Annotated in this window: 11 protein-coding genes and 1 tRNA gene; 5 read left to right on the top strand and 7 right to left on the bottom strand. The window is 62.1% G+C overall.

Features of this window, described 5'->3' with window-relative positions:
• Window positions 1–38 precede the first annotated feature (38 nt).
• Together ENZ74_RS08340 and ENZ74_RS08335 are read left to right on the top strand one after the other, a co-directional pair.
• Window positions 39–578, top strand: coding sequence for a MerR family transcriptional regulator (locus ENZ74_RS08340; protein WP_063167770.1), 540 nt, complete (start codon window positions 39–41; stop codon window positions 576–578).
• An 85-nt stretch (window positions 579–663) separates the two neighbouring features.
• Window positions 664–966, top strand: a complete 303-nt coding sequence (locus ENZ74_RS08335) for a hypothetical protein (protein ID WP_013532229.1) — start codon at window positions 664–666, stop codon at window positions 964–966.
• Between the two features lie 541 nt (window positions 967–1507).
• Here ENZ74_RS08335 and ENZ74_RS08325 read toward each other — a convergent pair.
• The gene (locus tag ENZ74_RS08325) at window positions 1508–2122 is read right to left on the bottom strand and encodes a hypothetical protein (protein ID WP_063167771.1); all 615 of its coding nucleotides are present in this window, start codon (window positions 2120–2122) and stop codon (window positions 1508–1510) included.
• A gap of 283 nt (window positions 2123–2405) precedes the next feature.
• Between ENZ74_RS08325 and ENZ74_RS08320 the strand changes: the two genes are divergently transcribed.
• Entirely contained in the window at window positions 2406–2687 is a 282-nt protein-coding gene (locus ENZ74_RS08320) for a helix-turn-helix transcriptional regulator (protein WP_063170208.1), read from the top strand.
• A gap of 188 nt (window positions 2688–2875) precedes the next feature.
• Entirely contained in the window at window positions 2876–3337 is a 462-nt protein-coding gene (locus tag ENZ74_RS08315) for a YbaK/EbsC family protein (protein ID WP_013532225.1), read from the top strand.
• A 113-nt stretch (window positions 3338–3450) separates the two neighbouring features.
• Here ENZ74_RS08315 and ENZ74_RS08310 read toward each other — a convergent pair.
• The 6 genes from ENZ74_RS08310 to ENZ74_RS08285 form a co-directional block, all read right to left on the bottom strand.
• Window positions 3451–3527 (bottom strand) — tRNA-Pro (locus tag ENZ74_RS08310).
• A 354-nt stretch (window positions 3528–3881) separates the two neighbouring features.
• Window positions 3882–4649, bottom strand: coding sequence for an outer membrane beta-barrel protein (locus tag ENZ74_RS08305; RefSeq protein WP_013532224.1), 768 nt, complete (start codon window positions 4647–4649; stop codon window positions 3882–3884).
• A gap of 290 nt (window positions 4650–4939) precedes the next feature.
• On the bottom strand, window positions 4940–6196 hold the full coding sequence (locus ENZ74_RS08300) for an O-antigen ligase family protein (protein WP_063167772.1): 1257 nt from the start codon (window positions 6194–6196) through the stop codon (window positions 4940–4942).
• Window positions 6193–7728: an undecaprenyl-phosphate glucose phosphotransferase gene (locus tag ENZ74_RS08295; protein ID WP_063167773.1), complete on the bottom strand. Its 1536-nt coding sequence runs from the start codon at window positions 7726–7728 to the stop codon at window positions 6193–6195. The genes ENZ74_RS08300 and ENZ74_RS08295 overlap by 4 nt, the downstream gene beginning before the upstream one ends.
• 94 nt (window positions 7729–7822) lie before the next feature.
• Window positions 7823–8953 (bottom strand): glycosyltransferase family 4 protein, encoded by a 1131-nt coding sequence (locus ENZ74_RS08290; RefSeq protein WP_063167774.1) that lies wholly within the window; start codon window positions 8951–8953, stop codon window positions 7823–7825.
• Window positions 8954–8963: 10 nt separating this feature from the next.
• On the bottom strand, window positions 8964–9527 hold the full coding sequence (locus ENZ74_RS08285; RefSeq protein WP_013532220.1) for a polysaccharide biosynthesis/export family protein: 564 nt from the start codon (window positions 9525–9527) through the stop codon (window positions 8964–8966).
• A 260-nt stretch (window positions 9528–9787) separates the two neighbouring features.
• Here ENZ74_RS08285 and ENZ74_RS08280 point away from each other — a divergent pair.
• Window positions 9788–11694 (top strand): Wzz/FepE/Etk N-terminal domain-containing protein (locus tag ENZ74_RS08280; protein ID WP_127312726.1); only part of this gene is annotated, 1907 nt, incomplete at its 3' end.

The raw sequence follows: 11694 nt of genomic DNA, 5'->3' as shown, positions 1-11694 counted from the left end.
AGCTAGGCCGGATCATCGTCCAGCGTGAGGATTCGCCCATGGACAAGAGCCCCGACGCCTTTCGTACCATCAGCGAGGTCGCCGAAGATCTCGATTTGCCGCAGCATGTGCTGCGCTTCTGGGAAACGCGTTTCAACCAGATCAAGCCGATGAAGCGCGGCGGCGGCCGTCGTTACTACCGGCCGCAGGATGTCGAGCTGATCAAGGGCATCCGTCACATGCTCTACGACCAGGGCTACACCATCAAGGGCGTGCAGAAGCTGTTGCGCGAGAACGGCAACCATTTCCTGGTTGCCATCGGCAATGGCGACATGGCCGCCGTCGAGGCGATCTCGCAGCGAAGGCAGGCTGACCAGGTGCCGCTGACGCCGGCGGCCCAGCCGCGCAGCATGGACGACGAACTGGTCGGCCAGCCGCGCGTCAAACCCAGCCGTCGCTTTTTCGGCCTGGGCAAGAGCGACGAGGACGGTCCGGTGCAGCCGGATGCATCGAAACTCTCGCGCGACAACAGGGCCTTGCTGCAGGAGGCGTTGTTCGACCTCCTGGAATGCAAGCGCCTGCTTGATCAGGTGCGCTGACCGCAGCCCGACGCGATAGTTCGAAACCGGAACCCGTCTTCCGGTGAGGCGTTACGTTTCCTTCTGCAAGTGAAGGAAACACATCATGGCATCATTTTCGACCCTCTCGGACATCGATCTCGACAGGCAGGTCGCGGCTCTCACCAAAGAACTGGCCAGCTTGAAGAGGGCTGTGGCAAGGCGAGGCGGCGCCTACTACGAGGACGGTCGCGATGCAGCCTTCGACACCTATTCCGATCTTGCGGGGCGTCTGCGCGACGCCATGCCGGCACTGCGTAAACAGGGCAGGGTGATCGAGAGGTCGGCCCGCGACCATCCGGCGGCTGCCGCTGCTGTCGGCCTTGTGGTGCTCGGTCTTGTCGCCAGTCTGCTGTTCAGCCGGCGCTGAGGCGGTGCTTCTGATGGTTGAGGTAGCTGGCGCCGTCATTCGACGAACTTGGTGCGCCCAAATCGTGTCGAGCTAACGCGCCGCAATGCCAAGGGAAGACCGGCCTTGGACAGGAAGCCAAGGCCGGTCTTCTCGGTGGCAGTTTGCGGTGCTTAGGCCTTGTTTCCGATCACATGGTGGTGGTGGCGGTGATGATGGTGATGGCGGACATGGTGGCGATGATGATGGTGGTGACGATGGTGCTTTGCCATCGGCGCCGCATCCGCACTCGTCGCACCGATGACGGGCACCGTGAAAGCCAATGCAACTGCAAGCCCGAGGGCCGAGAGGAGGGACTTCTTCATGGATCGTTTCCTTTTGTTTCGCGGGCGCATATGGATCGGGGCGATAGCCCGGCCGCCGCGAATGGAATTACGCGCCTGAATTTTTTCGTCAGTATTTCCCGATTGTAGAATTTTGTTTCTGGACTGTTTCTGCCCAATCCAGCCTCCCGCCACCATGCACGGCAAGATCGAGAGGCGGCCATTGGCCGCCTGTCCGACTACATCGGCGGCACGACGCCGTTGGTCCCGACCACGACGCGGCTGGCGCTCAGCGCGCCGTCACTACCCCGCTCTGCGGTGACAAAGACCGTCGCACCCGGCTTGAGGTCGCTCGGCGTCGCCGGCGCGAAGGTGACGACAGGGGTGGTGTCGGGAATCGAAATCTTCTTGGTCTGGCCATTGTCATAGGTCAGCGTGACGGATCGCCCGCTTATATCGGTAACGTCGGCGACGGTGCCGTTGGTCATCCGGCTGTTTGGCTGCAGGTCCCAGGGGCGGTCACCCTCGCCGGTGCCTTTCAGCGCGGCCGGGAAGACCACCACCTCCAGGGCGCCGCTGCCGCCATCCGCTTTCGATACGGAGGCAATGCCGAGGAAATCGCCCTGCTTGATGTCCGTTGCCGAGGCGTTGGCGACGCCCGAGATCTTCCAGCCGGCCTTGAGCTTGATCGCGTCGGTATCGCCCTGGCGGGTTTTCACGGTGAGCAGCGTGGGCTTAAAACTGACCACCGTGCCGCGCACACGAAGCGCGCCTGCGGCTTGGGCGGCGCCCGCGCCGGCGACGGAAAGGCTGGAAATCGTGCCGAGCACGACCATGACTGTCTTCAAGTTCATTGCAAAAAATCCTTCCGGGAAAGAACTGGCTGGAACCGGATGGTTTCGCGCCAGCGACCCGGAGATAACGAATGGGCGCGGCGAAACTGCCGGCAAAAGGCCAATCAGGCCTTCAAAACAACTTGATCGCGACGTGTGCGCCAGAGGCCGCGCCAGGCACCCGGTTCACGATCCCGTGACGGCCATTTTGGCCCTTGGCAAATCACCAGTGAGAGGGCATCTTCCCGACCGTCTCAGGCAACACTCCTCATTTGATCAAACTCTTTCAGTCATGGAGTTGCCAATGCCCCATAATGCGAAAAGCGAACCCCACTCCGAACCGGCAACCAACGGGAGCGGGCCAGATTACAACACCCTCAGAGCGATGCGGGAGACCCGCGGTTACAGCGTGGAAGAGCTTTCCCTGACATGCGGCCTGGCGGTGGACGAGATTGAGGATATCGAAAGCGGCAGAGTGACCGATCCGTCGAAGCTGCGTCGTATTGTGTCCGCGCTTCACCTTCCCCAGGAGGCTCTGATCACCCCGGCTGCGCCGACGCCGGCGCAAGGTCGATCGCTGGCGTAGACCCCGCACCAGGCATTCCAGAGAACCCGCCAAGGCCCTCTTGGCGGGTTTCTTTGTACCTGCCGCAGCGTCTGCTTCAGCCTGGCGCTTGCCGATTTGTATGCCGCGCGTGCTTATATGCGCGGCGGCCCCGGCTGCTGGACAGCAATCCGCCGTCCTTCAAGTTTTTGAACCATGGGTTTTTCGATATGAGCCTGGACTCCGTTCGTGCGTTCTTTGCCACCCACGCGCCCGACATCGATGTCATCGTCACGGAGGCGAGCTCGGCGACGGTGACCCTGGCGGCCGAGGCGCATGGCGTGCTGCCGGCGCAGATCGCCAAGACGATCTGCCTGCGCGTCGGCGACCGCACCATGCTGGTGGTGACCAGCGGCATCGCCAGGCTGGACAACCGCAAGTTCAAGGACCAGTTCGGCGGCAAGCCGCGCATGCTCGACGCGGCGGAAGTTGTCGAAGCGACGAGCCACCCGGTCGGCGGCGTCTGCCCGTTCGGCCTGCCGGCGCCGCTGCCGGTCTATTGCGACGTATCGCTGCGCGAATTTGACGAGGTCGTGCCCGCGGCAGGCGCCACCAATGCGGCGGTGCGGATCAGCCCGCAGAGGATGGTTGAGCTGATTGGGGCTGAGTGGATCGATGTGTGCCAGGGGTAGCCCAAGCCAGAGTTCAAGCGGCAGAGCACATGGTTGCCCCGATCCGAGATTTGGCCGGGCTGACCGAAGCATCTGGAGAGGCGGACTTCGGGGGCAAGTCCTGCTTTCAAATTTGGTCGGAGTGGCCGGATTCGAACCGACGACCCCTTGACCCCCAGTCAAGTGCGCTACCGGGCTGCGCTACACTCCGGACCGCGGAAAGCCCTATATTCTCAAGGGTTCAGAAGCAAGAGGCGAATTCGCTGAAATTGGTGAAATGGGAACAGATGGTGTCCCGGTGTGCCTTTGGTGACCGAAAGTCACACCGACAAATCATACCGCAAGTGCTGCTTAGGTTCCGGTCACCGAGGGCGGACACACTACGTGCTTTGTCTTGCCCTGGAAGGGCATAGCCTGCACCGCTCTAGGCTGCAATTGCCCAAAGAAGTTCAAGACTTCGTTCAATCGCCAGAATGTTCGAAGGAATATGTAGGCTACGAGGAAAGGGGAGCGCTGACGAGCTCCCCTGACGCTAGATCTGATCCGCGAAAATGATGTCGATGCACTACTGACCCATTCCAAACTTGTAGGTTAGCCGGGCCATCACGGCATCGACCTTTGCCTCTGTGCGATAGGTCTCGGGATTGTCGCCGAGAGTGCCATCATCGAACACGTTGTCGCCCGTGCTCGTCTTATGGCCGAGGTCAACGTGGGTGTAGTCCACGCCAAGCGAGAGGTTGTTCGTAAGGGCATAGTCGATGCCAGCGCCGAGCGCATAGCCGTTCTGCCACTCATTCTTTTCGTAGGTCACCAGGGCGTCGTTGTCTCGGGCGCGGAAATCCACCTTGCCGCCGGCATAACCAGCCTTGGCATAGATCAGCACGCGATCGAAGGCGTAGCCGACGCGGCCGACGACCGTGGCATAATTCGAGATTTTGGCGGTCTCGGTGTCGCTGTCCGGGAAATAGGGGCTGGTGATGGTCTTGCGGATGCCCGTTGCCGTCCAGGTCGCTTCGCCGCCCAGAATGAACTGTCCCCACTGCCATTGCGCGCCTGCATGGATACCGCCGGCTACGCCGGCTTTGTTGAAGTCAAATCCTTCTGTTCCCGCCGGAACGAGGTCGGTGAAGAACCCACCGTTTGGCTCGGTCATATCCGTTGCCGTGATGTCACCATTGGCAACGCCGAGATGGCCGCCGACATAGAGGCCGCTCCAGTCATAGGCCGACCCCGCAACCGGGGCCAACATGTCTGCTGCTGACGCGGTGCTTGCCGACAGGGCGGCAACCGCGAGAACTGCTAAGAATCTATTCACGTATTTCTCCCAACCCAAGTAATTCCCTCGGGAACAACAATAGCCGGGAGCGAAATGAAATTATGTGATGTTTTTGCCACAACCGCATATTTTTGCCATGGACCAACCGTCCGTCGAGCACTCGATCTACACTGGCCTGACGCTTCAAAACGCAAATGAAGCCGAGTAAAGCGCATGTAGAGCGCCTAGTCAGGAAATCCATCAGAAACTTCGTATTCGGGAAGCTCTCGAAGCTGTCTTCGTCGTGATGTAGAGCGGGCCGGATCTCCACCGAAGGCCAACGTGAAGCCCTCTCACTCCCGCGACTTTTATGCCGGTGCCGGCGAGCCCTGTAAGGCAGGCCGCAACAGCAGTTGATGCCTATATTCCAGCGCGATGGCGCCCCAGATCAGGCCGAGCAGCAGGTAGACATGGCGCCAGTGGTCGATGTCGATGAAGGTGCCGAGCCCGATATTGCCGATGAAGGCGACATAGGCGCACAGGAGATAGGGCTGCCACGGCCGGTCGCGCAGCAGGATGCGGAAGCCGGCTGCTATCGTCCACAAGACGAGCGCGAGGAACGACACGAAGCCGAGCCAGCCATAATCCATCAGCATCTTCAGCCAGATGTCGTGGGTGTCTTCACCGAAGATCGTGCCGAAGACCAGCGGGCCGATGCCGAACGGATGCTCCATCGCCATCTGGAAGCCGATGCCGTAGCGGGCGAAGCGGCCGAGGCGGGCGGTGTCGTAGCTCTGTTCGAGATGGGCACGGTTGGAGAACATCTCCGACACGCCGGGCAGCTGCAGGATGACGATCATGGCGACGACCAGCAGCGCCAGTGCTGCAATCGTCATCACCACCACGCGCAGCCGGAACATGCCGCTGGCGCTCTGCAGGAACAGGCAGCCGGTGAGCAGGACGGCCGAAACGGCGAACATGCCCCAGGCGCCGCGCGAAAAGGAGAAGAAGATGCCGGCGGTGATGATCAGCAGTGGCACCGCCAGCAGCGGCATGCGCGTCACCGGTCCGGTCAGGAGCAAATAGAGCAGATAGATGCCGGGCAGCACCAGGAACGGTCCAAACACGTTCGGATCCTGGAAGGCGCCGGCGGCACGGTCGTATTTGGTGAACATCTCGGCGCCCGGAAAGGCATGGAAGTAGCCTGCAATGCCAAGCAGCGAGGTGGCCACGGCCGAAACCACATAGGCAATGAAGATCAATCGGTAGAGGCTCGGCTGTACGGCTGTGATCGATGCGAAGAACACCGCGCTGAAGGCGAGAAACAGCGACACGGCGAGATAGAGCGGCGTGTTGGCGAGGTCCGCCATCTGCGTCATGGAGATCATGCCGCCGATGTTCATCGTCACCAGCAGCACCAGCAGCGGCGTTGCCGCGCGGGAAATCCGCAAGCCGAAAAGCGCCCAGATGGCAATCAGCCCCGCCATGTAGAGCTCATAGGGCGCCGGCTCGCTGATGACGAAGCCGGACAGCAGAATGCCGATGAAGACCGCGCCCGAGGAAATCAGCGCGACCAGCTTGGCGTTGACCACGACCTGCGGCAGATCATGGCTGATCGCGCTCAATAGGCGTTTTCCGTATTGAGCAGCCGGAGCGGCGTCAGGAACAGGATCCGCAAATCGAACAGCAGCGACCAGTTCTCGATGTAGTAGAGATCATACTCCGTGCGCATGCGGATCTTCTCGTTGGTGTCCATCTCGCCGCGCCAGCCATTGATCTGCGCCCAGCCGGTGACGCCGGGCTTGACCTTGTGGCGGGCGAAATAGCCGTCGACGACCTCGTTGTAGAGCAGGTTATGCGACTGCGCGGCGATGGCGTGCGGACGCGGGCCGACCAGCGATAGCGAACCCAGAAGCGAATTGAAGAACTGCGGCAGCTCGTCGATCGAGGTCTTGCGGATGAAGCGGCCGACGCGGGTGACGCGAGGATCGTTCTTGGTCACCGTCTGCTTGGCGGTCGGGTCGGCCTTGTCGGTATACATCGAACGGAACTTATAGACCTCGATGATCTCGTTGTTGAAACCGTGCCGCTTCTGATGGAACAGCACCGGACCCTTGCTGTCGAGCTTGATGGCGATGGCGGTCGCCAGCATGACCGGCGAGAACACGACGATGCCGATCAGGCTGAAGACGATATCGAAGGCGCGTTTGGCCACCGAATCCCAGTCGTTGATCGGCTTGTCAAAGATATCCAGCATCGGCACCGCGCCGATGTAGGAATAGGCACGCGGGCGAAACTGCAGCGCGTTGGAATGCGCCGAAAGCCGGATGTCGACCGGCAGCACCCACAGCTTCTTCAGCAACTGCAGAACGCGGGATTCGGCGGTCAGCGGCAGCGACACGATCAGCATGTCGATGCGGGCTATGCGGGCGAATTCAATCAGTTCCGAAATGGTGCCGAGCTTGGGGTAGCCGGCGACGATGGGCGGCGAGCGCTTGTCGCTGCGATCGTCGAAGATGCCGCAGATGCGGATATCGTTGTAGGGCTGCTTTTCGACCGAGCGGATCAGGATTTCCGCCGCCTTGCCGCCGCCGACGATGACGGCGCGCCGCTCCATGCGGCCATCGCGCGCCCAGGCCCGGATCAGCTTCGACATTACCAGCCTGAGGCCGAAGATGAGAACGAAGCCGATGACGAACCAGCTGCCCAACAAAAGGCGCGAATAGTTTTCCGACATCTTCATGACGAACGCCGTCAGCGCCATCAGGGCGAAAGTGCCGGCCCAGACCAGCAGCACACGGCCGAAATTGGCGATCGGCCGCATCAGGGCGACGATCTGGTAGCAGTCGGTGACGTCGAGCAGCACCACGGCAAGGAACGACGCGGCGGCGATCGTTACCGGATACTGCCAGGCGAGATAATTGAAGAACCCGACATAATGGAAATAGACGGCGAGCCCGGACAGGAACAGCAAGCCGAATTCGACCATGCGCAGGACGCCGCTGACCATGATCGGCGACATCGTATCGCGCCGGTACTGCGAGGCGACCTGGCGCGCGACATCGTTCATGCCGCTTGGCGTGTCGCCATCGGCCGGGCCGTCGAATTTACGCACCGCCTCTGCTGAAAAGCGGCGCGCGGGGTCGATCTCGTTCATGAGGGCTTTCCGCAAGCTTCCCCTCGGTCATAGCAAAAGAGAGCTAAGAAACCCTTGAAACAACATACGGCTTTGGAACGGCTTGGTCCTGCGCCTACTTGTCGAGCGCGGCGAAATAGGCGTTCTCGATGTCGGCGGCCATCACATCGGCGCCGAAGCGTGCCTTGAGGTCGGCCCCATCCGGCATCAGGTCGCGATAGGCGGCCGGGTCGGCCAGCGCTTGGCTCATCCTTTCGGCGAGCTCGATCGGGTCAGGTCGGATCAGGGCAGGGGAACCGGTGTCGAATATCTCCGGAATGCCGCCGACCGCTGTTGCGATCATCGGCTTTCCCGCGGCAAGCGTTTCCAGGACGATATAGGGCATGGCTTCGGCGCGCGAAGGAACGATGATAAGCGCGGCAAGGGCAAAGGCCTCCCTGGCCGGCATCGGCGGTAGGAAGCGGACATGGCGCTCGAGCCCGAGGCGTTTCACTTGCCCGTGGTAACGCGGTAGGTCGTCGCCGTCGCCGACCATCACCGCGGTCAGCGCGCGGCCGAACCGTGGGCCGGCGAGCGCCAATGCGTCGATGAAGATGTCCGGCCCCTTCAGGTCGCGCATCATGCCGATATAAAGCAGGTCGGCTGCGTCCGGCGCGGTGATCACCGGCTCGAATTCAGTGGCGCGCAGGCCGTTATAGACGAGGGTGTTGGGAATGGGCGGCTCGCCGACCTTGTGGCGATAGGTCCGCCGCTCATAGTCCGAGACAAACAGCAGATAGTCGGTGAAGCGAGCCATGAAGCGCTCGAGCGCGAAGAACAGCTTTCCGGTGGTCGTGTTCTCGTCATAGTGGAGGGAGCCGCCATGCGGCGAATAAAGGCGGGCTACGCGAGACCTTGATACCCGCAACAACGAGCCGAACAGACGGGCATAGGCGCCACCCTTGGCGCCGTGCCCGTGCAGTACGTCCGGCCGCAATTCCTTGATGATCCTGTACGTGCGCCAAGCCGAGGCAAGGTCGCCGGGACCGACGTGGCGCTGCATCGGCGTGCGATGAATGCCGAGCGCCAGCATGTTCTTCATCTGCTCGAACAGATGTTCCTCGAACGCGCCGCCCGTCGTCGAATCGCAGACGATGCCGACGGAATGCCCGGCGGCGACCTGCGCCTCGGTCAGGTCGCGCACATGCCGGAAAATTCCTCCGACGGGTGAGCGAAAGCAATGGACGATCCTGAGCCTGTCCGCCACTTGGTATCTGTCAGAACAGGCGTTCGCGGACGTAGACCGTATCGCCCGGCAGCAGCGGGTCGGAGGTGACCACGCGGCCGGTCATCACCTTGCCGTTGATGTCGCGGGTGATGTCGACGCTTTCCTGGTTGGCGCGCGGCGTGAAGCCGCCGGCAATGGCGATTGCCTTCTGCACCGTCAGGCCGGGGACGTAAGAGTATTGGCCGGCGGCACCCACTTCGCCCATGACGAAGATCGGCCGGTAGCGGTCGATCTCGACCGAAACGTCGGGATCGCGCAGATAGCCTTGCCGCAATTTGTCGGCGATCTCCTTTTCCATCTGCTGCGCGGTGTGGCCGCGCGCCGGTATGGCGCCGACAAGCGGGAAGGAGAGATAGCCGGATTGATCGACGCTGTAGGTGTTGGTCAGCCCGTCCTGCTCGAACACGGTGACGCGGACGCGATCGCCGGCGCCAAGACGATAGGGCTGATCGAGCACCTCATGGAAGGCGGCCGGCGTCGGCCGGTAGCTGGAACAGCCAGCCAGCATCGATACGGCAAGCAGCGCGCGAAACAGGGAAGCAGTGCTTTTCATGACCGGACAAGTACCTTCGACTGGGCCGCTGCGGCGTCGCAGCAAACATCAGGGATCGAGGCCCGTTATCATCCTGTTAGGGTTAATGGCCGGTAAAGGGAGCGGCCGACACGTGGCGCATCGGCAAGAGTTTTTGCGATTTCTGGCGGTTTTGTTTGTCGCCCGCCAGTAAACCCTAACGGAAACTTACCGCGATCTTAACGGCTGAGTTACCATAGTTGTTTACGGTGCGTGCTGACCCAGTATCGGAGTAGGGATGCATGTCCGTTCAGTCCGCGGCCGCAGATGTCGATGTCGATCTCAGGCAGCTCTTCGCCAGCCTGGCGAGGAATTGGCTGCGTATAGGCCTCGTCGTCCTGTTGGCGACCGGGCTGGCCTTTGCTTTCGCCTCGCTGGCAACCCGGCACTACAAGGCCGAGACGCAGGTGGAGATCGCGCCGCGCGAATCCATCTACACGCGGCCGGCCAGCAACAACAACGACACCGACAAGCCTATTCTCGACGAGCAGGGCGTCGCCACCCAGGTCCAGATCATTTCCTCCAACGAAATCCTCAAGCAGGTCTCGCAAAAGCTTGGGCTGGAAAAACTGCCCGAGTTCAATGAAGCGCTCGACATGTCGGCGCTGAGCCGCGCTCTGGTCCTGGTCGGCCTGAAAAGCGACCCGATGGAAATTCCGACGGAAGAGCGCGTGCTCAAGAAAATGCACGAGAAGCTCAACGTCTACGGCGTCGAGAAGACCCGCATCATTGCCATCGAGTTCTCATCGGAAGATCCCAAGCTCGCGGCCGCCATACCGGACGCCATCGCTGCCGCCTATATAGCGGGGCAAGGGGCGGCCAAGCTCGAATCGAACAGCGCCGCGGCAGACTTCCTGGCGCCCGAGATCGCCGACCTGCAGCGGCAGGTCAAGGATGCGGAGGCGAAGGTCGCCGCCTACCGAGCCCAGTCCGATCTTCTGATGGGTGGCAACAATTCGGTGCTGGCCACCCAGCAGCTTTCGGAACTGTCGAGCGAACTGTCGAAAGTGCGCGCCAACCGCGCTGCGGCCGAAGCGACCGCCGACGGTGTGCGCAGGGCGCTGCAGAATGGCGGTTCGCTGGACGCAGTGCCGGAGGTTCTGTCATCGGACCTGATCCAGCGCTTGCGTGAGCGACAGGTCGAATTGCGCTCCAACATCGCCGATCTGTCGACGACGCTGCTTGGCAATCATCCGCGCATTCGCGCGCTGAAATCGCAACTGTCCGATCTCGACGCGCAGATCCGCAGCGAGGCCCAGAAGATCATGAAAGGCCTGTTGATGCAGGCCGAGACGGCAAAGGCCCGCGAGAACCAGCTCGTCGCCGACGTCAACACATTGAAAGCCGCTTCGGCGCAGGCCGGCGAACAACAGGTCGACCTCGACGCACTGCAGCGCGACGCGACCGCCAAGCGACAGCAGCTCGAACTCTACCTGACCAACTACCGCGAAGCCGCTTCGCGCCAGGACCGCAACTATCTGCCGGTCGACGCCCGGATCGCCTCGAAGGCGTCGGTTCCCTCCGAGGCCTATTTCCCGAAGGTGGGGCCGATCGTCGGCGCGGCTTTCGCCGCATCGCTGCTGATCATGGCCATCGTGACGCTTCTGCGGGAGCTGTTCTCAGGCCGCGCGATGCGGCCGGCGAGCGGTTCCCGTTTCGAACGGATCGATGAGGTCGCGATGCCCCATGTGGCGCAGACGCCGGCCGCCAAGCCATTTGTCCGCCACGAGCCTGCCGTCTTCCAGGAACCCGTCATTCACCAGGAACTGCCTGAACCTGCGCATGAAGCCGATGCGGAGCCTTTTGCCGCTGCGATGCAGGCCATGGCCGAGGCGCCGGATGCGGTCGCAATGCCCGCTACGGCGGCGACAGAGCAAACGGTTGTCGAGCCCGAACCGGCGCGCTCCACCCTGGGCGAGATCGACATCGAAAGGGCTGCCGAAAAGCTGATCTCAAGCGGTGCGGCGCGCGCCATATTCGTCTCGCCGGAAGGCGACGAGGCGGCTGCATCGGCGATCCTGGTGGCGCGCGAAGTCGCCGACGCCGGGCTGCGCGTGCTGTTGCTGGACCTCACAGCGTCGGGGGCCGCCTCGCGGCCGATGCTGGACAGCGGACTTTTTCCCGGCATCACCAACCTGCTCGCTTCGGA

Source organism: Mesorhizobium sp. M7A.F.Ca.CA.002.15.2.1 (genome assembly GCF_003998715.1).
GTDB classification, from domain to species: Bacteria; Pseudomonadota; Alphaproteobacteria; order Rhizobiales; family Rhizobiaceae; genus Mesorhizobium; species Mesorhizobium ciceri.
This window is presented reverse-complemented; position numbering and strand designations above follow the sequence as displayed.

Bases quoted from the DNA above. Each gene is read 5' to 3' on its own strand.
- ENZ74_RS08340 (WP_063167770.1), top strand. From the start codon at position 39: ATGGACAAGAGCCCCGACGCCTTTCGTACCATCAGCGAGGTCGCCGAA.
- ENZ74_RS08315 (WP_013532225.1), top strand. From the start codon at position 2,876: ATGAGCCTGGACTCCGTTCGTGCGTTCTTTGCCACCCACGCGCCCGAC.
- ENZ74_RS08325 (WP_063167771.1), bottom strand. From the start codon at position 2,122: ATGAACTTGAAGACAGTCATGGTCGTGCTCGGCACGATTTCCAGCCTT.
- ENZ74_RS08285 (WP_013532220.1), bottom strand. From the start codon at position 9,527: ATGAAAAGCACTGCTTCCCTGTTTCGCGCGCTGCTTGCCGTATCGATG.
- ENZ74_RS08335 (WP_013532229.1), top strand. From the start codon at position 664: ATGGCATCATTTTCGACCCTCTCGGACATCGATCTCGACAGGCAGGTC.
- ENZ74_RS08295 (WP_063167773.1), bottom strand. From the start codon at position 7,728: ATGAACGAGATCGACCCCGCGCGCCGCTTTTCAGCAGAGGCGGTGCGT.
- ENZ74_RS08320 (WP_063170208.1), top strand. From the start codon at position 2,406: ATGCCCCATAATGCGAAAAGCGAACCCCACTCCGAACCGGCAACCAAC.